Raw genomic sequence first — 23979 nt, 5'->3', positions numbered from 1 at the left:
CCGCGCCGACGTCGATGCCGCCCGCCAAGCGAAATCATCGACGCGTGCCATCGCTGCGACTACCAGGGCTTCGTCCTCGGCACCGGCCCGATCCTCTGCAACCACGGACAGCCCACCCGCACAGGCCCTAGCCTGCGAGAGCTGTTCGCACAGGAACGAGAGAGAGTGGCCCCACCGATGATCAACTACCGCGAAGACGGCAGCACCTACGAACTGGTTGAGGCCAGCGATGACGGCAGCCGCTACGAGCTGGTCCAGATCCGCGAATCCGACGCCGAGTTGATCGGCCGGGTCAACGACTGGCTCGACCAGGGCCAGCGCGACATCGACGCCGCGCTCGCCGCGGGCGCCCAGTTCATCATCAACCTCACCAAGGTCCACACCCTCAACTGCCCCGCCGTCCGGGACAAGCTCGACCTCCGCACCATGCACCCCTTCGGGCCGCAGGCGACCCTCGACGATCTGCGTGAACATCTGCAGGCCTTCGGCTGGCCTCGGCTGCCCGAGTTCGCCACGGAACAGGAGATCAACGCCGCCCGGCGCTACACGCGCTGCCGGCGATGCTGCCCCGGCGTCCTGGACAAGGCGCCCAAGGCTCCGCTGACCACGCGGGCCGGAAACATCGGGAGGTCTCACATCGGCCGCACCGCCGATGGTCGAGCACTCGAATGGGTCCGCCTCGAACGGGACGGCGTCGAACTCGGTTTCGACGACGGCACAGTCCACGCCTTCGACCTCGACGCCCGTATCCAGTTCGATCCGAAGTCCCCGGGGTCCCACCAACCTGACTTCGGCTCGATTCATTAGCCACCCTCGGACCCGATTGACAACAAGGTGTCGCCTCCCGGGACTGCCCGAGTTCAGCTGACTCGTCAATCAGACCGGGGGTAGCCCTCTTTGATCGTTGACCAACAACGGGTTTCCGGGTTGACGAACTTCACTCTGCAATGCAGAGTCAAGGTATGTCAGCCCACGACCACTGCGCGGACACCTTCAACGACAAGGCGACGGATGCGTCTCGTCGAGTTCGGCTGGCACGCCGAGTTGCATCGACGAATCTGCTGATGCTGGGTCTGGGCGCCACAGCGATCGGCGTCTCGATTCTGGCGGACCAATGGCCAGTAGGCTGGATTCAGATTCTCGCCGTCCCTGCCGTGTTCCTCATCCTGTGGGGCATCGTCTACGTCCGAGCCCAGGCCATGGGGGTCCGGAGGCGTGGCGTCGGCTACCACCTGATTGCGCTGATTGCGGTTCTGTCCATCTTCTTCGGGCTGCTGCCCCTGGTCTACATCGTCGGCGCGTTGTCCCTGCTGGGCGTGGGGTTCTTCGTCATCGGATGGCGTGAGCGGTGCTGGCCGGTCTGGGCGACCGCGCTCGCCGCGATCGTCGTGGGGCTGGTGACAGTGAGCGAGCCGGCCCGTCAACTTCTCTGGACCGAGAGATCCGTGATGAGCTACGTCTCAGCTGGCGTCGCCACACTCGTCTTCGCGGTCATCGCCCTTGCCGGTGCGGCCCAGTCCAGAATCGTCGAGAACCAGGGACTGCGAGTTGGCTGACATCCAGCATCCCATCACCGGTCTCGATGACACAGTTCACCAGCGGGTGCGGCTCGCCATCATGACCACCCTGTGCGACGGGATGGAAGTCGAATTCTCCTACCTGCGAACCACTCTGGGGCTGACGGACGGAAACCTCGGCCGACATCTCGAACTCCTGGCCCAGCGCGGCTACATCTCGATGCGAAAGACCTACAACGGCCGACGCCAACGATCGTGGATCCAACTGACCCCCGTCGGGGAGGCTGCTCTCGCGGCCGAAGCGAGAGTGTTGAGGTCAATCCTCGCCACCATCGACGGCGTCAACCATGCGGAGTCGGTGCCGTGAGCAGTCGGTCGACGGACTGGGTGTCCCGGCGTGGGAGATCGTTGTGCGGCGCCCGGTCCGGCATGGCGGAGACATCCGGAACTGCATGGAGGAGAACTGAAATGGACCCCCACACGTCGATCGACGATTCCCCGCTCGCGGCCGCGTACCTACAAGACCTCCGAGACTCCCTGCGCGATACTCAAGCTGAGGAGGCGGAGCGCATCGTCAGCTCGGTGCGCGAGCGCATCGCCACTCGATACGCCGTACAAGCTGCCGCCGGTGCTGGTGACATGACTGCGATACTTCGAGAACTCGGACCGGTCGAGAAGATCGCCGCCAACGAGGACGTGTCCTCTGGGCCGGGCCCGTATGCGGGGTTTCGTTCCACAGCCGGCGAATGGTGGACACGGCCCGGCGCAGGGCTCCTTGCTGCCGCGCTCCTCTGCGTGGTCTTGTCGCCCCTGATTCTGGGAGGAATTGGTGCGGTAGCGGTACTCGTCGCTGTCGTCCGGAACCGCCGCCGACATCCCGGCACCGTCGAGCGGGGCTTCGTCGTGGGAACAACACTGCTGGCGATCGTGAGCATCGGGATCGCCGCGTTGGCAGTGATCCCGATGCTCATGTGAGAGGGCCCCGACTCCATCTATCGATGGCACCCACTCCGGATGATGGGCGACCACCGTGTCCGGATCTTTGAGAGTGAAGGCCGGCGTTCCTCTCGCGGTAAGACTCGACACCACAGCTGCGTCCTTCCATGGGCGCCACAAATCGACGCTGTACCACTCACTGAAAACACATTCACATCTCGTAGCACGCCGGCGCTGTTCGCCGTGCACCCAGCGACGAGCGATTCATCGGCAACTCGAACCGGTAACCTGCCGGAAGATCGCACCCCACTGACGGAGGACCCTGCGGCCCGGAAAACCATCGTGCAACTGATCGACGACATCGACGAGACCCCCATCGACAGCGGCGGAGAAAGCATCACCTTCTCGGTGAACGGGGTCAGCTACGCGATCGACCTCAACACCAAGAACGCGACCGAATTTCACCGGAAGCTCGACTACTACATCGCACACGCCACCAAGGTCAGTGGGGCGAAGAACCAGCGCAAGGCAACGGCAGGATCCGCCGCTAGCCGCGAGCAGATGAAGGCGATTCGACAGTGGGCTGCCGCAAACGGTTTGAAGGTGTCAGCGCGCGGGCGGATCTCCGCCGAGATCCAGGAGGCCTTCGCCGCCGCGCACTAGACCCTCACCCACCGCGCTCCCGGACCACGTTTTGGCCGGGCGAACATCCTGGCGCGACGGGCGCCTGATCAGTGCTCGGCGGTCGGCGTCACCCAGCAGTACCGCGTGGACATTGACCGCCGAACGACCTGATCGTTCCTGGCATGTCGGCACTGCGCCTTGTTGCTGCCGGATTACTGTTGGTGGGCCGTCTCTTGCCCCCAGGGGGCGGCCCGGCCCCGCCAGCCCGCCCCCACGGGACATGGCGGGGCCACCCCAAAGCTGGTTAGCTCGAAGAAGGCGCCAAGTAACGGCCCCACCACGTGCGCGATGTACCTAGTGTCGGGACACCAACTGGGGGAACCAACATGGGCTCATCGATTTCGACATTGCCGGCCTACTTCGACACCGTGTACCAAGTTGGACAAGCGGCGTTCGCGCAGCATCCACCGCTCGAGGCGGCCCTGTTCACGATCGTCAATGCAGTGGGTCTCGGCATCTTCTGGTTGCTCGGCACCGCGCTCTGACTCGGAACGGCTGCCCCAATACCCGGGAGGTGCTGCAAATGATTCCCCACGGCTGGATGTGAACTTTGCCGATACCCGAGTTGTGGCAATGAGTGCTGTACAACACATTTGGGTGCGACTTGGGTGGTCACTGCCCCTGACCGGAAGACGTTGACCGACATGGGGTCCCCATAGTAGGGGTTCCGGTAGTAATCGCCGAGAATCCAACGAAGTTCGGAATACGCCCGGGTAGAGGACGATTTGACGGTTCCGGCTGCCCAGTTGAGTGGTTGGTGCTTGGCTTGGCTGCCGATGAGGTCGATCGACGCGGCTGGAAGTTGGTGGGGTTTGTGGCGACGCGAGTGTTCGCGGACGAGGAGTTGGAGCGTCTTCGGGACTTCCCGGAGATCGGCCGCGAGCACACGGTGTGTTGTCCGGCCAAACCGATGACGCCGCTTACTCATCCTGGCAAAAGCTGCTGGTCGTACTAGCTCGTGCTGGACCCTGATGCTCGTGACCGGTGCCCACGTCCGGCTCTTGCTGGGTGTGAGCACCGGTCACGTGTGTCGGGTTGGTCAGGTGTTGCTGGAGGCTGAGTCGAGGCTTGACCAGCCCGCGCCTGCGGCGGAGGCCGTCGCCAATCCGATCCCTGCGATCGCCCCGAAGTTCATCATGGTGTCCACCATCTTGGCCCAGTAGTCCGATGACATTGCATTCTCCTTTAGGACAGGCCGAGCAGGAAGGTCTTGAGTGGATCCATGAGGTCGATATACGTCATGACAGAGCCGAGGGCTAGATCGGAGCTGAGTGCATTGAGCATTTGGATACTGCTTTCGGTTGGGTGATCCGTCAGCCGACGGACGCGCTGATGGGAAAGTCGACGAGGTAGAGGAACATGATGGGGAGCATCTGGGTCACGGTCTGTCCGAGGGATCCCGTGCTCTCCTGAACGGAGCCAATCATGAATTTATCCTTCGCTCGAGTAGCTGTCGGTGGACATGGCGTTCAGTCCGTCGATCGATCCGCCCCAGGCGGGTGCGGAGTCCGTGACGAATGCCCCGAGTAACGCAATGAATGCCTTGAGCATGGGTGAATCCTCCTTCTGTGAGTGAGTAATTGAGAATCGAGCAGGTATCACCCGCCCGTATCGTGGTCAAGGTGGGGAGCCCCTGGTGGCCGCCGGGTTTGGGGTGCGGGTGTGTGGCCCGCACCCCAAACCCGAATCAGATCACGCGAAGACGACATTCACCTTCCACGCGCTCGTTGCCGTGATCAGGTTCGGCCAGGGGTGCTTGATGAACTCGCCGAGCGTGAGCTTTCCGTCCGCGGACGGGGTCCCGGGGCCGGACATGCGACCGGCGTAGGTCACGTTGGGCGTGACGCTCGTGTCCGTGACCGTGGCGGGTGTGAAGGACATATCGACCCAGCCATTACTCGTGATGACGCTCGCCAGTCCGGCAGGTGCCTGAATGCAGTACCTGCCGTTGGCGTCGGTGGTAGCGGACGCCGTGGCCTGGAGCACGGATCCCGAGTCGTAGAGCTTGCCCGTGACCGTCACACCCTGGACTGCACGAGCACCGGCCGGCGGTGCACCGACATGGGTATCGGCGCCGATGTAGGCAGTACCGCACAGCTGGTCCGCCCCGGTCGGGGTCGAGACCATCGCGGATCCGGCCGTGCCGATCGTTGCTGCGGAGGCGGTGCCAGCTCCCATCACGAGTGCGGCGGTCATTGCGGTGCCGGCGAGAGCGGCTCTGGTCAGTGTCGTCATTCTTTGATCTCCTTCGATTCCTACGCCGTGTCCCGCACGGTGCGGGACTGCCACAGGTCACCTCAGCGACTGCGACCCGGTCGCCGGCGAAACCCTTCTCGGACTCCTCGCGTGTTCTCCGCGGCGGTGGCGTCGCAACTGCCGCGCACGCCTGAACACTGTCGAGGGCTGAGTTGAGCCGGGCGGCGACCTCCAGTTGCAGCCGGGAATGTTCCCGAGCTGAGGTCGTCGAACAGATGAATCAACATGCGCGGGTGGAAGTTTCATGTCACCTCGGTTTGCGCCCCACTCGTTCGGTTCGTCCGGAGCTGTCCGTTGTGCTGAATTAGCTCTCGAAGCCAAGTGCACGCTATACCGAGTTCGCCAACGATGTGTGCAGTTTCAATACCTACCACCCGGTACTTATAAATCGAGTCGTCTGACCGGTTTCTAGTTGCCCCCGGGGGGAACGGGAGAAGGTGAGCTCCGACCAGTTCAGGTGCCGGGTGCGGCCACTCGTCAGGCGGGGGCTCGTTCGGCGTAGGGTCTCGGTTCGTCTCGTCGCGAAACGTTCTGGTCGAACCTTCAACGGTCATCGGGTCGGCTCGCCAGATGTCTCCTACGGAGACATCTGTCCTGGGCTGCATGGTCACCGATATGCGGAGGGGTGCACATTGTCACCCTGAGTTTGGGTCAGACCCCTCGTGCGCGTTGCCCCGCAACCGTTTACGTAACCGTGTTCCGTCGATCGTATGGTCACGGCCGCCAAGGTCGATATGCCGCGGCGTCAGGCCGAGATCTGGCGCACGGCGTAGCGCCTTCGGGAAGGTGAGGTTGTTTGCTGGGAGATCTCGACCCTGGCCGACGGTCGCGGCAGCGATGGAGCGGACCGAGGAAGGCTCGGGCGCTGACGCATGGAAGAGCGCTCCTCGGTCACCAACTGTGGGGGTCAGTGCGAGGTCTGCGAGCTGGCTGGCGAGGAGGTCGACCTCGATGGTGGACTGCGTCGGGGCGCCGTGGTCGATCCAACCGCCGAGTTGGCTGAGGATGTACCACAGCCCGGGGGTGAACCACCGGTCGCCGGGGCCGTGGATGAATCCGGGTCGGACGACGGTGCCGCCCTGGGCGCGGACGTCGTGGTCAGCTGCTACCCGGCTGGCGCTGAGGGCGGTGATGGGGTTCGGTTCTCGCTTGTCCTCGACGATCCCGGTGAAGGGGCCAGGTCCGTAGACGCCGATCGTGCTGAGGGTGATGACCGACTCTATGCCGGATCGATCGGCTGCGAGGAGAACATTCCGGGTTCCCTGGTGGTTGATGACTTCGCACAGGTTCGGATCGGATCCGGTGTAGCTGCCGGCGTGGATGACGACATCTACGCCCTCCAGTGCGGTCGTCAGGGTGTCGACGTCGGTGATGTCGGCCTGCGTCCAGCGTTTCGCCGCGTCAGGTTGCGCAGGTGGCTGCCGGGCGATCGCGGTCACCGCCGCACCCCGCGCGGCGAGAGCACGTAGGGTAGCGGAGCCAATGAAACCGGTTGCCCCGATTACTGCGATCCGCTGGCCCTGCGAGCTGCGGCGGCCGAGCTGGAATACGGACATCACAGGTCCTCCGCTTGAGGGGTGCTCAGTCGGGTGCATGGTGGTGCAAGATGTCGGTTGGATTGTGCGGAGAGGAGTTTGGGGCGGTGGCCAAGCAGGAGCGAGCGTTCGTGACCCGGCAGCAGATCATTCGCGCGGCCGCGGAGTCCTTCGACGTGACGGGGTACGAGCGCACGACTCTGTCCGACATCGTCGACGGGTCCGGGGTGACGAAGGGTGCTTTGTACTTCCATTTCAAGTCGAAGGACGAGCTCGGAGCCGTCGTCATCGAGGAACAGCATGCGATTTCGATGGCTGCGGCAGCCGAGATCCACGCCACGGGCGCCCCCGCACTCGAGCAGTTGGTAATGCTCGCGTACGAGATGGGCCGGCAAGTCATCGAAGACCCTGTCGTGCGGGCCGGCATCCGGCTCACGCTCGAGCTCAGCGCGGCGGAGGGACCGCCGAAGCCCTACGTGGACTGGATCTCCGGGCTCGATCAACTCTTCCGCGACGCAGCCGCGGAGGGGGACCTTGCGGACACCATGGACGCGGCGCATCTCGCGCGCTACTTCGTGTCGGCGTTCACCGGGGTGCAACTGGTGTCGAACGTCCTGACACAGCGCCAGGACCTCGAGTCGCGGATCGAGCAGATGCTCGAGATCTTTCTTCCCTCGATCATGGCTCCCCGGCGACGACGCAGAATCGACAGCTATCGACATGCCCGCTGGGTCCCCACACAGGGCTGATCCGTCGATGCCGGCGTGATCGACAGCCGGACCGATCCCGACGCCTTCTCAACCCCCCATTGGTCGAAGGAGACGGCGACGCACCCGAGGTCGTGGCTGGGTACTGCGGTGACGGTGGTCGGCTCGTCCAGTTCGAGGAATTGGCGGAATCGCATCGTGATGGACTCGACTTCGGCGCACGGCCATCCCAGCCGTAGTCGGGACGCCTGCCGGGCTGCCTCGAGAACCAGGGCCCCGGGGACATGGTCGCAGGGGTGGTCGAACAGCACGGGGTGGCTCAGGTCCACTCGCAGGCGCCATCGGCCGTCGCCGGACCCGGCCGCGTGCCGGCCGAGGGTGACTGCGCCGTCATCCGGGGCGCAGACTTCGGACCTTGCCACCGCGTCCGGTTGCGGAATCGGGCCCATGGACCTGTCCCGGTCACCGGGCCATCGGGCGATCTCGTACTCGTCCCTGGTGAGGACGGAGGCAGTGGCGCGTGCGGTTCCGGCCAGGGCATTGCCGAGGTGGTAGACCAGGTCGACGGCGAAGCCGGTCAGCTGCCCACGGCGGCGGTCGAATTCGGTCACCTGTGCGTCGAGGACGACCTCCCCCACGGCGGAGCCGATCGTCAGCCGGTCGAGGTGTGCGTCCACTGTCATGGACTGCATCGTGAACTTTCGATCCAGCGGAACCTTGTAGTAGCGGTGGGCGAGGTAGATCGCGCTCTGCCGGGCGGTTTCGGCAAGGATCATGGTGTCGTGACGCCGGGTGCATGTGCGGTAGAACGGATGTAGGCGTGGCCACTGAGCGCCGAGACGGAATCGACCTATACCCCCAGCCGGGACGCTGTCCGTTAGGAATACCTCGGACACGGACTGGCGGTGGACGAACTGCCGGGGCACCGTTGCTTGGTAGCTCAATGCCTGCAACATCTCAGGGAGGGTAGTGCCTAAACATCCCAACCGTCCGGCTTTTGATTCAGGCGCAAGAACCGGACCGGACTGGACAACGCCCTCGCCGCGGTCACCTCCGCCGCGGCGGCCGTCGACGGGCGGCAGGTGGTGCTGACCACTACGAAGTTCGACCGGTTTGCCCGCAACATGGCCGAGGCCGGCGAGATCCTGACCGGCTTGCGTGAACGCGACGTGCTGTTCGGGCTCGGCAATTCGATCTACGACTGGAACGACCCGTTCGGCAAGCTGTTCCTGCAAACCCTGGCCATGGTCGCCGAATTCGAGGCCAACCTGAACCACCTCCGCACTCGGGAGGGGATGGCGAAGGCCCGCGCCAGGGGCCAACTCAAGGGCCGACAACCGAAATTGTCCCTGGCCGCGCAAAACCATCCACCGCCGATACACGACCCCGACGACGACTCCAGCCTGGCCGATCTGGCCGACGAGTACAGCGTCGGCCACTCCACCATCCACCGCATCGTCAGCGGCACCGCCCCCAAGACGTAGGACCGACTTCCTCGATCACGTCCTTCATCAGGCAGAAGGTCGGAACTTCGTTGGATTCTCGGCGATTACTACCGGTACCCTTAGTAGCGGCACAGAAAATGTGCATATATGCAGGTCGGACCAGCGTAGGGTGAGCCTCCGTCGGCCGGCTTCCGTACGTCATGATCTGGCAATCCGCCCATTCCTCGGCCGTTACTGCCGCAACCCGGAGTTGCCGCGGTGCTGACCTCGTCTCAGGCCACCACGAACCGGGTCATCACCCGATTCGGGTCGAAGCTGCCGGTGCTGAACGCCTCGGTGGTCACGGTCAGACCGGCGGGGCCGGAGCCGATCGGGATGCTGATCTGCTGAGTCCAGTTCCCGCGGGGTGTGGCGAGGCCACTGGATTCATTGGTCAGGTTCGCCAGCATCGTGCCGCCCTGGTGGGTGGCAGAGTTCCAGAAGTTCACGTAGGCCGTGATCTCGCAGGGACTGGTGAACAACGGTGTCCAGGACAGCGTGACCAGCGCGATTCCCGGCCGATCGTGTGGCGTCTGCACAGTGCCGGTGATCTGACCGCTGCACGGGACCGAGTTGCCTCGGCCGAGGGTGTGTGCCGTCGGCAGGGGTGTCCACTCCTGGTGGTGGGCGGAGGCAGTGGGAGCCGATAGGACCAGCGCCGATGCCGCTAGGGTCGCCGGAATCAGTGCTCTGCGAAGCCGTCTCATCACTCGAGAAGACTACGGCACGCGAAAGCGTTGACCGGCCTCGATCCCGGTGTCGTTCGGACCGTCGTCGGACAGATCCGAGGCCCGACAAATCGTTCAACCGGCGGCGAGTCGTCGGCTCTGGGGCGACGAAGCTGAAGGAACGTGCCTCCGGCCTGCCCCTCCCGCCACGCCGACCAAACGCGTTGGCAACTTGCCAACAAGGGTGGCAGTTCACACCATCGCGGCAGCTCAGCGTTCGCCACCTCATCCGACTACATTGGTGAACACCCCTCCTCCATCCATCCTTCGATGTCCTCCCAGCTCGTCACGCTACGGGCAACCGACGCCAACTACTGAACGACCACAGGAAGTCCGCACGCATCGGCGATGCTTGTCTCAGAGGTGGCGTCGAACTCTCGGACTCCGTAGCGTGATGCCTCATGAGTTCCGAATCAGCTGCATGCGAGGTGATCGCAAACTTCGCGCAGTGGAGCGCGGATGGGCGTTTCTCCGCACTACGATCGCTGATTCCCGAGGATGGCGACGGACCGCTGCTGGCCTCGTTTCTGCTCGCGGTTGCAGCCGATACGACAGAAGACGACTTGGTGAGGATCGAAGCTGTGAGGGTCTTCGCGATCCTTCGGATCGATGACGATTCCCTAGCCGAGAGATGCCGCGGAGCGCTGATCCACCTGGCCCGGACAGACGACGATTGGGATGTCCGCAACGCTGCTGGTTGCGCGGTGTTCGACCTGCCTGGCGCCGAGCGTGAACTCGAGACGATGCGCTCCATGATCGCAGCGGAGCAAGAGGGCTTCGTGCGCGAGAATGTCGGAGCCGCACTGGCCATGTTCCTCCGACGCCGTGATTCCGCTTAGTTCCATCCGATGGACACCTGAACGCACACCCACCGCCACAAGAAATTGGAACTCATCCAGATTTGTGTGATCAGGACCCGTCCTTAGGTGTGATTACCGACTAGTCAACCTATCCAGTCCGGCTGCAGCCCAGACCGAACCGCCATTGGTGAACACCCCTGGCGTGTATGTGGAGGGTGTTCACCCATCAACGCCCGTTGCGTTCACCAATTGGACCCGCTGCCGGGTTTCCGAGACCGATTCCCCTCAACTGGACCTTGCGGGCCCGATTCATCGGACCTCCGACCCGATTGCGGCGCGATTCGCATCCAGACTGGGCCGAATGTCGCCCCCGAAGCAGCTACGGACGGCCGCTTCCGTGATGTGGTCGAGGTCGAGCCGCGGAATCCATGGATTTCGCTACCGGGGCGGGGTAGCTATCTGCCGAATTCGGCTGCCGCCGACGACTCGTCAGGGTGCATGGAGACGAGGTGACGCCGCCGGCGTGGCGTGTGCGCTGGTTCCGGTTCACCGAGGAACCGGCCCCACGGATCGAGACGCTCACGCTTGCAGTACCAGTCATGCAGGTTGAGAAGATTGAGCGCGGCGAGGGTGTGACTCGCGCTGACGGATGGCGGTGTTCTCGCATCCTCAGGTGGCGGCGAACGATGTCGGCCGCCTGTGTTCAGGACGCATCCGGTCGAAAAGCGAACTATGCACAGAAGGCCACTCCGTTAGAAACGTGAGGCCCTCCTGTGCTGGCGATAGTGAGCGATCTACTCCCAGGTTCATGAGGCTTGTACGAACATAAGCTCCCTTTCCTTACCAGGAAAGGGAGCTTATGTTCGTACAAGCCGAGCGATCCGAGAATCTTCTGATATTCAAGCGCTCGCTGGTACTCGTTCTCAGACGGGTGGGAGGGTTGGCTCAGCTCCAGCTGAGATAGAAGAGATTCCTTCTATGCTTGATGCCGCCGCGATGAGGAAGTTGGTGATGGCCTCGCCAATAGCATTCATTTCGATTCACCTCCTATCTAGTTAGAGTCTGGAGCGGGTTGGTGATGCCGAAACCTACGGTCGGCGAGGACTGGACATAGGCAACAAAGGTCACGTTTAGGTAACGAAAGCTGCTGGACGGTATGCGAGTGCAGGCTGGGCGCTCGGTGGCGACAGCGGGGCGCTGCGGGCATGTCGCTTTCAGTTGTGCACGCAAACCAGTGATGGAAGGTGTCCTGTTTGACGAACGCCACGGCGGACGGCCATCTGACATCTGGTAGCAAACCCAACCTCGACCAGAGGGCGGCGCAGGCGTCCCGGAACCCCGTCCTGCATCCCTATCCGGGAGAGCTGGCTTATCCCAGACTCGAGCGCACCGGACCGACAAGACTTGGAACTCTTCCAGACTTGCGTGATCCGGAGCCCTCCTTAAGTGTGACTACCGACCGGTAGGTCAATCCAATCCGCATGCAGCCCAGAACGAACCGCCTTTGGTGAACACCCCTCCATGTACTCGAGGTGTTCACCCACTGAGGCCGGTTGAGTTCACCGATTGGGACCACGGCCGAAATCGGACCTCTGTTTCCAACGCAGCTCCGCCCGAACGGTCGGATTCGACGGATTCTCGACCCCACACCTGTCAGTCGAGTTGGTGCAGTGGCATCGCTGATCTCTCCTGGCCCTCCGGCCACAGTTGCATCAGGTATCGCTCGACCAGATCGTCCCCTACCTCCTGCAATTCGACACCCGAATCCCGCCCTGTTGCATACAGCCGAATCCGGTACCACCCGGGACGCGAAATTAAACTGTCGGCGAGGAGCATCTCGTTTGCGTCGAGGTCACGAAATATGACTTCTCCGGACTCGAACCGTGTCGAGACCTCTTGACACTGCTCCCACCCGGCCGCTTGCATCGGCGGCTGTGCGGAGTGTTCTTCAGCTCGAAAGCCGACCGCACCCAATGGCGTCCCGGTGGTAACCACCAGTAAAAACTGGCTCTCATCCCACGTAAGCATGTCACCAACCCGGCCAGGAAAATGGCCCGGAAGCGGCGAATCTTCCTGCTGGAACGGAAGCATAGACCCAGGCTGCACCTCGAGGTCGGCCTCGATCACTCGTGCTCTTGATCCCACCGCTACTCCCTACTAGTCCAGGTTCCAGATCCAGCCAAGCAGCCGATCCCACGACCGTGCAGTCGAGGTACGACCGTGGTGGGGTTCATCTCTCGGCACGGATCCGGCACGGATTCAGTTTCACTGATACGAGTGTGCAAGCAGAGGAGCTACCCGTTGCCGAGGCACAGCTGGACAACTTACGCAGTCATCTGGCCGGTGGTGTGCGCCATGCTTTTCGGGGCAGTTGTGACGTCCGGTTTCTCCAACGGTCGCGCAACGGCGATTCCGATCGGCCTCCTTCTAGCGCTGCCGGCCGGGTTGTTTCTCGGCGGGATCGCCATCGCTGCCGGGAATGCCGCGCTCGCGGTGATCCGGAGAGGACTTCTGCGCGACAGCACCGTTGAGAGGATCCTGCTCTTCGCCCTGACCACAGCCGTCGCGGTCACCTCGGTCGCTACCCTTCCCTTCCTGATGGGTGGTAGTTCGACGGTGGCTGATGCGGTCGCCCCGCTGTCGATCCTCTTTGCAGCCGCGATTGTTGGGGCTTCCACATACGCACCGCTCGCGCTCCGGAGCGACACCCCGCGACGTTGACTCGGGCTCGATAAGCTCAGCGGGCCGAGCCGAGGCCGGCAGGCTGCACGTCCCCGGACTGACAAGACCTAGAACTCTTCCAGATCTGTGTGATCTGGAGCCATCCTTAAGTGTGATTACCGCCCGGTAGACCTATCCAATCCGCATGCAGCCCACCACGCTCCGCGATAGGTGAACACCCCTCCACGGGGTGTTCACCCATCAACGCCCGTTGCGTTCACCAATTGGACCCGCTGCCTGGTTTCCGAGACAGATTCCCCTCAACTGGACCCAGCTGGCCCGATTCAGCGGACCTCCGACCCGATTACGGCGCGATTCGCATCCAGGCTGGGCCGAATATCGATCCCGAAGCAGCTACGGACGGCCGCTTCCGCGATGCGGTCGAGGTCGAGCCACGGAATCCAGTGGATTTCGCTGCCGGGGCGGGGTAGCTATCTGCCGGAGCGGGCAGCCGCCGACGACTCCTCGTGTCGCACGGAGACGAGGTAACGCCGCCGCCAGTGTGGTGTGTGCTCTGGTTCCGGTTCACCGAGGAACCGGCCCCACGGATCGAGGCACTCACGCTTGGAGTACCAGTCGTGCAGGTTGAGAAGATTGAGCGCGGCGAGGGTGAATCCGACTAGCAATGTGTAGCGGCGGATCCCGAAGCCACGGAAGAAGCCGCGGTGCACCGCCAGCCGGTTCTGCTTCAGGTCGGCGAAGATGCTCTCGATGCCGACCCTGCGGTGATACGACGCCTCCCACGCGAGCGTGCCGTGTTGGAACGGCATCCGCAGGTCGGGAAAGTCCGTGTCGTACAAGGTGAGGGTTCGGCCACAACCGCAGGCCTTTCCCGGCGTGCAGGCGGTCGTCGGCAGGCTCTGCGACGCACGCATCGAGACGGGGTTGTTCGGGCAGCGGACCCGGGCCGGCTCGACGGCGGGCCCGCGGTAGCGACGTGACCCGTCGGCTCGACGGGCCCCGTGCGGGACGAAGGCGTAGGCCTGGCGTGCCTGGTGTCGCAACTCGGTCCGGGCCCGCACGGCGGCGCTCATCTCGATGTCGATCGGGTCGAGGTCCTCGAGCCCCTCCGGCAGGCTCTCCGGATAGAGGGTGCCGTCGATCCACTGGGTGTGAGTGTCTTTGGGGCCAGGATGCGTGCCGTGCTGGTTCGGGTGCAGGTCGTAGATGGTGGTGTAGCCGAGTCGCCAGACTGGCAGCGCAAAGCGGGCGTTGGTGACGTAGTTGTATGCACGGTCGGCGATGAGCTGGCGCGGCTTGGGAATTGTGGCCCCCAGTGCACGCACGGCCGGCAGGCCACCGACTCCCTTGTTCGACCCCGCCGGCGACAGGTTCATCGCCCGTGCGACGTGCACTACGGGGCCTCTTCCGGGAGCTGGCGGGACGTCGGTAATGACGTGCAGATCGAAGCCGCAGAAGTAGCAGGTCTCCTCGAACTCTGCGCTGCGCCAGCCCATCCGAGCGGTAACATCGACCGTGTAGATGTAGCGGATGTCCGCCCCGACAGGTGCGTCGGGAAGGTGGTGCCCGCGTCTGCGGGCGTGGGGGTGCTTCGGGTCCAGTGGGGCAAGCGGATGATCAGGCGGCGGCAACCCGTCGGGGTCGGCGTCGACGAGCGGCTTGCGATACCGGACCCGCGCCCAGGTCGAGACGTCGGTCGAGTCCAGAGCGACGGCACCGGTCGGCGGATGGCACCACAGGGACGCATCGAGCAGTGCCTGGGCGAAGGACCGCTCGTCCCATTCCGGATACCGAGGCGACAGGCACGCCCACATCAGACGGCGCAACGCGTCATTGACCGACTTGTATTTGATGTCGGCGTGCGGAGGCAGCCCCAGGGCCCGGCGCTGCCCGTTGGTCCACCCGCGGACCACCGCGGTCACGTTCGTCTGATGCATCGGGATACCGAGCATCGGAGTGACGACGTAGGCGGCCAGGAATGCGTCGGCCGAGAACACCCGGTGTGCACCGCGGTGGTGCTCGAATACCTCGCGCACGAAATCGCGTGCCGCGCAGTGTTCGATCATGGCCATGACGCGCCTAAACTGCCACGGCTCGGTGCGGTACACCGCGGTGCTCACCTCGTGCAGACGCCGCACGCGGCCGGCATCCGCTGCTGGCCGGCGGTGGCACGGGCGCGACTGCTTCGTCACCACGGCACCGCCTCCGCGAGGGCATCGAGCTCTGCGCTCGTCCACCACCGCCGCTTCCTCTGCGTGATGCCATCAAGAATGTCGCTGAGCCTGTTGGTATTCGTCAGCCCCGACATCCTCATGAACACCGGCAGCGGAAGGGCCTGCACCATGGCAACCTCCCACGTCAACCGCAGCCGCGACGCCGTCACCGGTTCCAGCCCGGCAGGGACCTCGCACCTCCCCAGGAGGAGCCCCACGAACTCGACGCGGGGCACCGGGTCCCGGAACAGGTGACCGCCACCCGCCTGCTCGGCCGCGTCGAGCACCGCGGCGGCATACTCTGGCCGGACCGGAACCTGCCGCGCTCTCGGTCCCCGTACGGCGACGATCACATGCTCACCACGCCGCCGGACGTCCGAGGCTCGGACACCCAACATCTCGGTGCCACGCAACCCCGCACCGACGCCGAGCGCCACAGCCGCGGCAAGACCCTGCTGGCGCACCGTGCTCCGCTGCCGCGGCGCCCACCACAACAGTTGCGAGACTTGTGTTCCCGAGTACGGCACCGTCGAGCGGGGATAACGCAACACTTCACGGGGTGGCTCCCACGGAGCCGTCCGAGTGATGCGCCGCGACAGTGTCGTCAAAGTGGAACGCCGCGTACAGCGCGTCGCGTCCGACAACCCGCCGATGGTGACGGCATACCTGTTCACCGTCGCCGGATGAAAGATCTGCTCGACGTCGAGCGGCAGACCTTGTTCGAGCGCCCACCGCACCAGCGACGTCACGATCCCGATTCGGCCCGTCGCGACCTGAGCCACCTGCGTCGGCGCGAATCCCCGCCGGACGACGTCCCGCACGAACGGCCCGATCTCCTCCCACTCGTGTTCCGGCATGTGCGGGGTGTACAGCTCGATTATCTCCTCCGGAGTCCGAGGCGCCATCATTGCTGCCCTCCCAACCGCCGCCAGCTCAGCGAACCGACCTGCGGCGCAGGCAGATACGGAAGAAGGTCCGAGAAGGCCTTCCCACTCACGATCCCTGCGGCCGAGAAGATCTCCGCGACACCACAATCGGACAACACCCCGGTCAGCCACGTCGACCGCAGGCGAGGCACCATCAACCTCGGAACCCCCACCGGATACTCGAACGACGCGAGCAACGCAGCCGCCTGATCACGGCCCGTGCGGCGCGAAGCCACCAACGGCCCCGACCCCGCACCGGCAGCCACCTCGTCAAGTCCTTCCACCCACTGGGCCCGAACCGGAACGACCCTTCCCTCCGGCCCGGCCCCGAGACGCACCGCCCGCACTCCCCCGACCTCGACTATGTCGGCTCTCGTGATCGAGAACAGTTCCCTTGCCCGGGCCCCGACCCCGAGGGTCAGCGCCAGCGTGGCTCTCATTGCCTGCACCCGGAACGGCCCGTTCTGTGCGCTCGCGGCCGCCCAGTAGGCGTCGACCTGCTCGTCTGTGTACGGCGGCGACAGTCCCTGCCGCGGCGCACGCTGGTCGTCCGCCGGCCACGGCGCCCGACGGGTCACCTCCCGGGCGATCCGCCGTAACCGCGACACCTCCGTCGACCTCGACGTCGGCGCCAACTGGCGTATCCCGGACAGCCGATATCGCTCGAGCACCTCCGGTGTCAGGACGGCCTCGCGGTCGAGGGTGAGGCCCACGTCGACTACCCACGCCGCGAACCGTGACAGGGCCCGCAACGAGCTGGCGGCCTCACTGTGCAGCCGTGGGCTGGACAGTTCGACCGTCTCCCGCACCCACGGCTCGACCGCCGACCACGAGTCGGGGTCGACCGAGCGTGGTTCGAAATCTTGGATGCATGCCGCGATCGACTCTGGATCGTCGGTGCGGCGCCGATACGCAGCCATCACCGATCACCGCCACGCATAGTGCGCTGTGAACGTTCTGGCCCGGTCAGGGCGCAGAGGAGTATTGTCATGAGTGGTCACAACCTCATGAATCACAGATGATCCCGCAGGATCCTGGCTGACGATTTCCGCAAGGGCACCGAATGGACCTCGGTGTCCTTCGAGGTTTCAGATGCGACTATCGATCACCACCCTGGCGTAAACACACGACGATCCTTGTTCTGCGTGGGTGCAGAACAAGGGGGGTGGAATTCAGGTGGTGTTACCACCTACGGTAGTCGATATTTCGCGTTGTAGACCTTCTCGACGAGCGGCAGATGGCGAGCCGCCAAACGGCGTGCACAAGCTGACCACCCAGGGCAGTTCAACGGCAATCTTCGGGGCTCCCCACCACATCGATTCGCGACTAAAATTGATCGAGCGGGCCCGCAAGAACTACTGCTGCGGATTACCCGAAGCGCGGTGCCAGGGGTGGTACGGCGCGGTTCACAACGCCAGCGGAGGGCCACCGACGTTGTTGGGCTTGGTGAAGAGCGGGGCGCCGAGTCAGGGGCGGTGCCCCCTACCCGCCGACGTTGCACCACGGGCCGACAATGGTCGACCTTCCATCGCGACCCCCGACACTCGATGCCCCGCCACGCCAGAGGCTCATCGAACTCCAGGCACGTCTACGTACAAAGCCCGCCGCTTACCGACTGCGACAGTGCTGCGCTGTCAACCGATCAGGGACTCGGCACATATCGGGGGCGACGGATGATCTCTTAGAGCCCTGGCAATAATCGACTTCGCGAACGCACGACTGTCCGAACCTGTCGTTCCAGGTGTGATTGAAGGCCGGTTTTCGGGGTCGCGCGGCAGCCCCCTGAGCGTGCTCCGCAATGGACGTTGACAGCCGTACCAGGGAGTCCGCCCAGGTCTGTGCGACATTGTCCTCGTGATCATCGACGACAAGCAGCACCGCGCGCTGACGTTTATTCGGGCCGCAAACTTGGGAGGACACAACCCAACGGCTCGAAATGTCCTTGAGTGGCTCGATCGACCGAGTCCTCTTCCCGGCGAGAAGGGCGCGCTCATTCGCCCTGCAGTCCCTGCGAATCCCGGAATTCCAGGGTTAGCTGAAGCTGCCATCTTCGGTGGCCTAGGCGGCTCGGCACGGGACAACATCGGCGCATTCGCGATGGCCAGCAACATCTTTCCTGAGATGATGTCGGCGACTGAGGCGATAGCTCGAATGAATAGGCCGTTGGAGGGCTTTCATTCGGTCTTCACGTCTGTGGTAAGCACGCCGTCTACGCCAGGCAAGCCAGCCTTGTATGCACCTGATGGCCCACCCGAAAACACGGTGAAACAACTCCGCCGCCTCGGCTGGCTGACCAAGAAGGCCGATAAAGGCATGTCCCTCACGCCGCTCGGCCTGGCGCTCCTCCGCGCTCACGAGATGGAGGTAAGCGGCAACGATGACCTCCAACCGCTAGTCCTTGATGCTGGTGATGCGCTGGCATGGGGAAGGCTGCTCGGTGCGATCGGGGAACAGGGCGAGTGCCTGATCATCGATCCATACCTGCACGCGCCCGAGCTTATGCAGATCGTCGAGTTCACACAGACCGCCCGCGTGCTGGTCGGGCCAAATCTCAAGCCGCGAGAAGTCATTGAGTTGCGAGTCCTGATATCGACACCTGGGTACCAGCATGTTGAGCTGAGGCAGGCCCCAAAGCGGACAATCCACGATAGGTACGTCATCGGGCCCGACAAGGTCCACCTCATCGGCGGCTCGATGGGCAACATCGGACGCACCACGACGACAATCCTCGTTCCGCTCGAACAGGACGACATCAAGGCGGCGATCCGTTCTCGGGCCGAGGAATGGTGGGCCGAATCGAACACGCTCGAACCGAAGTCCTCACCGGATGTTGGCCTGGCTCACGACGCCTAGTTCTCGACCGAGGTGGTGCCCCCACTTCGGTCAACTCGTGAGGTTGGGTGCTTCAAACCGCGTGTGCGGCTTGGTTGATTGTCTCAAGCTCGACTGGCGTGAGCATTCCGAGGTGCCGGCGCCTGCGGTGATAGGTCTGCCCGATCCAGATCACGATCGCCAGACGCAGTTGCTCCCGAGTGGCCCGGTTTGCCCATCCCGGACGTTCCTATGCGAGATCGCGAAAAGGACTCCACCGCAGCAATGTCTATACACGCGCCGCACCTCCCCATGGAACCCTGTAATCAGTTGCGGGACAGTTCGAGTACGAACCTCCTAAATCGGAACTGGCTGCCGCGATCGCAGTGGACGATCGTACCGACCGCAGGTCAGGTGTCAACCGAACCTGAAGCAGTCCCGGCTTGAATACGCCATTGCGTGGGACTGCACCCGAATTGTTCGTGGAACCATCGCGAGAAGCTACTCGGTGCAGAAAAGGCAAGAAGATCGGCGATCTCGGTGAGACTGACGCCGGTCCGGCCGACCATCCGTTCAGCAAGTTCGGTACGTGCCGAGTTCAGGATCGTTGAGTAGGTCTGGCCGGTTTCGGCCAGGCGCCGGTGCAGCGACCGCCGGTCCGTGCCCAGACTGCGCGCGACGAGTTCAGCGCTGCACCGCCCGGTCGGTAGCAGGATCTCGATTGATTCACGGACTCGATGAGCAACGCTCACGTCTCGGGGATCTGCGAACGAGTCGAGGACCCTATGCGTGTACTGGCGAAGCGCCGGATTCGACATCCGGTTCGGCGAATCGAGATCGCGTGTCTCGATGACGATTCCAGCAAAGTCGTGATCGAAGTTGACTACCGCGCCGAAGATCCGCCGGTGAGTACTCGTGTCCGCGGGAGCAGAGTGGGGAAGGCACACTGCGAGTGGCTGCCAGCGTGCGCCGATGAAGCTACGCAGCAACCTGAACAGCGCGGCCACCGCGAGTTCAACGAATTGCCGGGCTTCGATGGGCTCCCCCAGATCCGCGTCGATGCGCACCGTCGTCACGTCACTTGCCTCAAAGACCTGCGCCCGCAGCGCCTCGTTGTACACGTGGTTGTAGCGGGAAAGGATTCGCATCGCGCTTCGAACATTTGGTTCGTCCCGGACTACCAGGCTGAGCGGACCGAGACTCGAGAACTGGCGTTGTTCTGCCAGTAACAGCCCGAAGTCATCGTGCCCGGACCTGACAGCGGACAGCTCGAGAAGTCTTGCAATCGCCGCAGCGGAGACCCATCGATCCTGCATCCCCAGGCCCGCGGCGTCGATGCCCATGCTGGTCATCAGCGGCCGTGGCTCGATCCCCACCGTTCGACACACCTCGAGGTAGCCGTTCAGCGTTGCGTAGCGAGCTAGGGGTTTCACGTCAACACCCTCCCTGGTGCCCAAATTGTAAAGTCATCCGCCCGTCAGGGTAAGCGCTAACCGAAGCTCCTACCTAGTGTCGTTTACATCACAGACTGCACTCGCCAGGAAGGAAAAACGATGTATGGACAACTCGGGATCTGTGCTTCCTCGCCCGGCGCTCTGCAGCAACGTCCTGCCTGGCGCGCCAGCGACATCGCCGGCTCCACTGGCTGGCGTTTGCGGCTGACGTCATCGGATGTCGCCGAAGTTGACTCCGCGCTGAATCATTCCAGGTCGTGCGGTCTACCCGTCCTCAAACTGCGGGCTGAGCACTTTCCGCTCCCCCACTTGGCCGCGCGACTGCACCAGTTGGCGACGGATCTCGACGATGGCTACGGGTTCGGAGTCATCCGGGGTCTCCCGACCGAGCGTTACAGCGAGTCCGACCTCCGGACAATCCTGTGGGGAATCGGTCAGCACCTCGGCATCGCGGTATCACAAGATGCCTACGGCCACATGGTTGACCGCGTGCGGCCGACTACCGCGGGCACGGCACAACTCACGTCCGACGGATCCGATATCACTGCGGTGCTCGGCCTGCAGTCAGGAGGTCAGTCCGTCGTGGTCAGTTCCACCGAGGTCTTCAATGAGATTCTCGCCGGCTGGCCAAAGCTCGCCGAGCGCATGTTCGGAACCTACTACCTGGACCGCCGAGGAGAGCACCTTCCCGAAGAGCTGCCTTACCGCGCGGCACCATTGGCATGCTGGTTCGATGGCAAACTAAGTATCCGCTACTCCCGACAAGATACTGTTTCTGCACAACGGTTTTCGGATATACCGAAGCTCGAGCCCGAGGACTTCGAGCTGTTCGACCTCATCGACCAGCGACTCGACTCAGCACGGTTGCGGTTCGAGGTCGAGATCCGGCCCGGCGACATCCACCTGTTCAACAACTACGCGGTACTGCATGCGCAGACCCGACGCGGGCCACACGACCGGACGGCCACGGACTTGTTCCGGCTCTGGCTGACCCTCCGCGACGGACGCGCGTTGCCTCCGAACTTCATCTGGCCCGACGGCCGAGGCGGTCGCGGTGGGGTGACTCCTCGCGATGTGGTCATGCCTTCTCACATCGGTCGGCCACTGCGTCCAGGGCAGTCGACCGTTCAGTCCTGACGGGGCTGGCGCACAGCACCAGAGCACATTCCGGCTATTGCGAAACAACACCGACCGTCGCCGCGCCCTGTGTCGGCAACGGCTGAAGCACGAAGGAGAATCACATGGCCAAGGCCATCCGCTACTACGAGATCGGTGGACCCGAGGTCCTCAAGCTGGAATCCGTCGAGGTCGGCGATCCCGGCCCCGGCGAGGTCCGCGTGCGGCACGGAGCGGTGGGCCTGAACTTCGCGGATATCTACTACCGCACCGGCTTCTATCCGGCCGCGCTGCCGGCGGGAATGGGTGTCGAGGCGGCCGGAGTCGTCGAGGCGGTCGGGGAGGGAGTCGACGGCTTCCAGCCGGGCGACCGGGTCACATACACCGGCAGCCCCCTCGGCGCATACAGCACAGAGCGAGTCATGCCGGCGAAGCACCTGATCGCCCTGCCAGACGCCATCCCTTTCGAGACCGCCGCGGCGATGACAATGCGCGGACTGACGACGTCGTATCTCATGACGCGAATCTGGGATCTGAAGGCCGGACAGACCGTGCTGTTGCACGCGGCCGCGGGCGGGGTCGGACTGATCTTCCTGCAGTGGGCCAAGATCCTCGGACTGCGGGTAATCGGGTCGGTGTCGAGCGACCAGAAGGCAGAGGTTGCCCGAGCGCACGGGTGCGACGAGGTGATCATCTACACGCGCGAGGATGTTGCCAGTCGAGTCCGCGATCTCACGGATGGCAAGGGCGCCTCTGTGGTGTTCGACAGCATCGGGGCCGCCACGTTCGAAAGCTCTCTGAAGTCGGTTGCTCGGCGTGGACTGCTGGCGTGCTTCGGCACCGCCTCCGGCCCGATCCCGCCGATCGATGCGCACCAGCTCGCCCTCAACGGTTCGATCTACGTGACCCGGCCGGCGCTTGCGGACTACATCGCGGACCCCGCAGAGAAGGCCGCGCTGTCAGCCGAGTTGTTCGGACACGTTGCGGCGGGCCGGATCTCGATCGAGATCAACCAGCGCTACGAGCTCGACGACGCGGTGCGTGCGCACACCGACCTCGAGTCCGGGCGCACCACCGGATCTTCGGTCTTCACCCTCTAATCGTCTCTCCCAGTTCGTCCGTTCACACGTGGTAGCTCGCCGAGGTTCTTTCAGGCCGGTTGCCAACGGACCCAGCCAGCAATGGAGTACGCCATGAACACCACAATTGACAGTGATCTCGTGCGACAGGGCGATCAGCGCACCTCGGCGCGGTCTATCACCGTTGAGCCCCTCACCTGTTCCATCGGCGCGGAGCTGAGCGGGGTCGATCTCGCCGAGGTCTCTCGCGATGACGATCTGTTCGCCGAACTGAAGTCGCTGCTGCTCGAGTACAAGGTGCTCTTCTTTCGCGATCAGGACATGAGTCGGGCCGAGCATGTGGCATTGGCCGAGCGGTTCGGCCCGCTCGAGGATCACCCGGTTGTTGGCAGCGACCCGGAGCACGCAGGTCTGGTCCGGATCTACAAGGACCTCGACAGTCCCCCTGAGCGTTTCGAGAACTCATTCCACTGTGACGCCACCTGGCGTGAGAACCCGCCGATGGGATCCGTGCTCCGGTGCGTCGAGGGACCGAAGGTCGGCGGCGACACCATCTGGGTGAACATGGCGCTGGCCTACGAACGGCTGCCCGAGCGCGTCAAGGAGCAGATCGCGGACCTGCGGGCGCGCCACAGCATCGAGGCGACGTTCGGCGCCCGCATGCCGATCGAGAAGCGTCTCGAGCTCAAGGAGCGGTTCCCAGACCCCGAGCACCCGGTGGTCCGCACCCACCCGGAGACGGGCGAGAAGATCCTGTTCGTCAACGTCTTCACCACCCACCTCACCAACTTCCACACCCTCGACAACGTGCGCTGCGGAATCGACTACGCCCCCGGCGCCGGCGACCTGCTGCGCTACCTGGTCAGCCAGGCCTCGATCCCGGAGTACCAGGTGCGCTGGCGATGGACCCCTAACAGCGTCGCCATCTGGGACAACCGGTCGACCCAGCACTACGCAGTCCAGGACTACTGGCCGGCGGTCCGAAAGATGGAGCGCGCCGGCATCATCGGCGACCCCACTTTCTGAGTCGCCCAGACCACTTGCACTGAAA

Annotated in this window: 23 protein-coding genes and 2 pseudogenes; 14 read left to right on the top strand and 11 right to left on the bottom strand. The window is 63.9% G+C overall.

What is annotated here, in order from left to right; all coding sequences use genetic code 11:
• Positions 1-165 precede the first annotated feature (165 nt).
• From RT2_RS20040 to RT2_RS26010, 6 genes are all read left to right on the top strand, one after another.
• Complete coding sequence (locus RT2_RS20040) at positions 166-807, top strand: hypothetical protein (protein WP_139191169.1); 642 nt, start codon at positions 166-168, stop codon at positions 805-807.
• 155 nt (positions 808-962) lie between these two features.
• Positions 963-1556 carry a hypothetical protein gene (locus RT2_RS20035; protein WP_139191168.1) on the top strand — a complete coding sequence of 198 codons (594 nt, stop codon included), beginning with the start codon at positions 963-965 and terminating at the stop codon, positions 1554-1556.
• The gene (locus RT2_RS20030) at positions 1549-1884 is read left to right on the top strand and encodes a transcriptional regulator (RefSeq protein WP_072846562.1); all 336 of its coding nucleotides are present in this window, start codon (positions 1549-1551) and stop codon (positions 1882-1884) included. Before RT2_RS20035 ends, RT2_RS20030 begins: the two co-directional genes overlap by 8 nt.
• A gap of 101 nt (positions 1885-1985) precedes the next feature.
• The gene (locus tag RT2_RS20025; RefSeq protein WP_072846561.1) at positions 1986-2492 is read left to right on the top strand and encodes an HAAS signaling domain-containing protein; all 507 of its coding nucleotides are present in this window, start codon (positions 1986-1988) and stop codon (positions 2490-2492) included.
• A gap of 270 nt (positions 2493-2762) precedes the next feature.
• Complete coding sequence (locus tag RT2_RS20020) at positions 2763-3116, top strand: histone-like nucleoid-structuring protein Lsr2 (RefSeq protein WP_072846610.1); 354 nt, start codon at positions 2763-2765, stop codon at positions 3114-3116.
• A gap of 347 nt (positions 3117-3463) precedes the next feature.
• A complete protein-coding gene (locus RT2_RS26010) occupies positions 3464-3622 on the top strand; it encodes a hypothetical protein (RefSeq protein ID WP_169888457.1) in 159 nt (52 codons plus the stop codon).
• 554 nt (positions 3623-4176) lie between these two features.
• On the opposite strand, the gene RT2_RS26585 is transcribed toward RT2_RS26010, so the two are convergent.
• The 3 genes from RT2_RS26585 to RT2_RS20005 all read right to left on the bottom strand — a co-directional run bounded on the left by RT2_RS26585 (position 4177) and on the right by RT2_RS20005 (position 6949).
• Positions 4177-4311 carry a hypothetical protein gene (locus RT2_RS26585; protein WP_255312558.1) on the bottom strand — a complete coding sequence of 45 codons (135 nt, stop codon included), beginning with the start codon at positions 4309-4311 and terminating at the stop codon, positions 4177-4179.
• A gap of 518 nt (positions 4312-4829) precedes the next feature.
• On the bottom strand, positions 4830-5372 hold the full coding sequence (locus RT2_RS20010; protein WP_072846559.1) for a hypothetical protein: 543 nt from the start codon (positions 5370-5372) through the stop codon (positions 4830-4832).
• Between the two features lie 656 nt (positions 5373-6028).
• On the bottom strand, positions 6029-6949 hold the full coding sequence (locus tag RT2_RS20005; RefSeq protein ID WP_072846609.1) for an NAD-dependent epimerase/dehydratase family protein: 921 nt from the start codon (positions 6947-6949) through the stop codon (positions 6029-6031).
• Between the two features lie 86 nt (positions 6950-7035).
• On the opposite strand from RT2_RS20005, the gene RT2_RS20000 reads away from it, so the two are divergent.
• Entirely contained in the window at positions 7036-7677 is a 642-nt protein-coding gene (locus tag RT2_RS20000) for a ScbR family autoregulator-binding transcription factor (RefSeq protein ID WP_072846608.1), read from the top strand.
• On the opposite strand, the gene RT2_RS19995 is transcribed toward RT2_RS20000, so the two are convergent.
• Complete coding sequence (locus RT2_RS19995; RefSeq protein ID WP_072846558.1) at positions 7641-8591, bottom strand: ScbA/BarX family gamma-butyrolactone biosynthesis protein; 951 nt, start codon at positions 8589-8591, stop codon at positions 7641-7643. The two genes, RT2_RS20000 and RT2_RS19995, sit on opposite strands and share 37 nt — an antisense overlap.
• Positions 8592-8657: 66 nt before the next feature.
• Between RT2_RS19995 and RT2_RS19990 the strand changes: the two are divergent.
• Positions 8658-9119, top strand: a pseudogene (locus tag RT2_RS19990) (recombinase family protein); the annotation flags it as partial.
• A gap of 233 nt (positions 9120-9352) precedes the next feature.
• Here the strand turns inward: RT2_RS19990 and RT2_RS25170 are convergent.
• Positions 9353-9658, bottom strand: a complete 306-nt coding sequence (locus RT2_RS25170) for a hypothetical protein (RefSeq protein WP_083577509.1) — start codon at positions 9656-9658, stop codon at positions 9353-9355.
• 590 nt (positions 9659-10248) lie between these two features.
• On the opposite strand from RT2_RS25170, the gene RT2_RS19980 reads away from it, so the two are divergent.
• Complete coding sequence (locus tag RT2_RS19980; protein ID WP_139191167.1) at positions 10249-10686, top strand: HEAT repeat domain-containing protein; 438 nt, start codon at positions 10249-10251, stop codon at positions 10684-10686.
• A 1614-nt stretch (positions 10687-12300) separates the two neighbouring features.
• Here the strand turns inward: RT2_RS19980 and RT2_RS25565 are convergent.
• Positions 12301-12774, bottom strand: coding sequence for a hypothetical protein (locus RT2_RS25565; RefSeq protein WP_092775969.1), 474 nt, complete (start codon positions 12772-12774; stop codon positions 12301-12303).
• Positions 12775-13002: 228 nt separating this feature from the next.
• Here RT2_RS25565 and RT2_RS19970 point away from each other — a divergent pair, with 228 nt between their 5' ends.
• The gene (locus tag RT2_RS19970) at positions 13003-13368 is read left to right on the top strand and encodes a hypothetical protein (protein ID WP_139191166.1); all 366 of its coding nucleotides are present in this window, start codon (positions 13003-13005) and stop codon (positions 13366-13368) included.
• Between the two features lie 431 nt (positions 13369-13799).
• On the opposite strand, the gene RT2_RS19965 is transcribed toward RT2_RS19970, so the two are convergent.
• The 3 genes from RT2_RS19965 to RT2_RS19955 all read right to left on the bottom strand — a co-directional run bounded on the left by RT2_RS19965 (position 13800) and on the right by RT2_RS19955 (position 17388).
• Positions 13800-15401, bottom strand: coding sequence for a hypothetical protein (locus tag RT2_RS19965; protein ID WP_174556734.1), 1602 nt, complete (start codon positions 15399-15401; stop codon positions 13800-13802).
• 116 nt (positions 15402-15517) lie between these two features.
• Complete coding sequence (locus tag RT2_RS19960) at positions 15518-16291, bottom strand: hypothetical protein (RefSeq protein ID WP_245709232.1); 774 nt, start codon at positions 16289-16291, stop codon at positions 15518-15520.
• Positions 16292-16446: 155 nt separating this feature from the next.
• Positions 16447-17388 (bottom strand): site-specific integrase, encoded by a 942-nt coding sequence (locus RT2_RS19955; RefSeq protein WP_072846552.1) that lies wholly within the window; start codon positions 17386-17388, stop codon positions 16447-16449.
• Between the two features lie 934 nt (positions 17389-18322).
• Here RT2_RS19955 and RT2_RS25560 point away from each other — a divergent pair.
• Positions 18323-19321: a hypothetical protein gene (locus RT2_RS25560; protein ID WP_139191165.1), complete on the top strand. Its 999-nt coding sequence runs from the start codon at positions 18323-18325 to the stop codon at positions 19319-19321.
• 52 nt (positions 19322-19373) lie between these two features.
• Here the strand turns inward: RT2_RS25560 and RT2_RS26580 are convergent.
• A pseudogene (locus tag RT2_RS26580) lies at positions 19374-19683 on the bottom strand (IS3 family transposase); the annotation flags it as partial.
• A 6-nt stretch (positions 19684-19689) separates the two neighbouring features.
• Positions 19690-20712 (bottom strand): AraC family transcriptional regulator, encoded by a 1023-nt coding sequence (locus tag RT2_RS19940; protein WP_072846550.1) that lies wholly within the window; start codon positions 20710-20712, stop codon positions 19690-19692.
• 120 nt (positions 20713-20832) lie between these two features.
• Between RT2_RS19940 and RT2_RS19935 the strand changes: the two genes are divergently transcribed.
• The 3 genes from RT2_RS19935 to RT2_RS19925 all read left to right on the top strand — a co-directional run bounded on the left by RT2_RS19935 (position 20833) and on the right by RT2_RS19925 (position 23954).
• Positions 20833-21870, top strand: coding sequence for a TauD/TfdA family dioxygenase (locus RT2_RS19935; RefSeq protein ID WP_083577508.1), 1038 nt, complete (start codon positions 20833-20835; stop codon positions 21868-21870).
• 104 nt (positions 21871-21974) lie between these two features.
• Positions 21975-22949, top strand: a complete 975-nt coding sequence (locus tag RT2_RS19930; protein WP_072846548.1) for a quinone oxidoreductase family protein — start codon at positions 21975-21977, stop codon at positions 22947-22949.
• 93 nt (positions 22950-23042) lie between these two features.
• A complete protein-coding gene (locus RT2_RS19925; RefSeq protein WP_072846606.1) occupies positions 23043-23954 on the top strand; it encodes a TauD/TfdA dioxygenase family protein in 912 nt (303 codons plus the stop codon).
• Positions 23955-23979: the final 25 nt, after the last annotated feature.

Origin of the sequence: Rhodococcus tukisamuensis NBRC 100609 (assembly GCF_001894985.1) — a bacterium.
Taxonomy (GTDB): domain Bacteria; phylum Actinomycetota; class Actinomycetes; order Mycobacteriales; family Mycobacteriaceae; genus Rhodococcus_G; species Rhodococcus_G tukisamuensis.
This window is presented reverse-complemented; position numbering and strand designations above follow the sequence as displayed.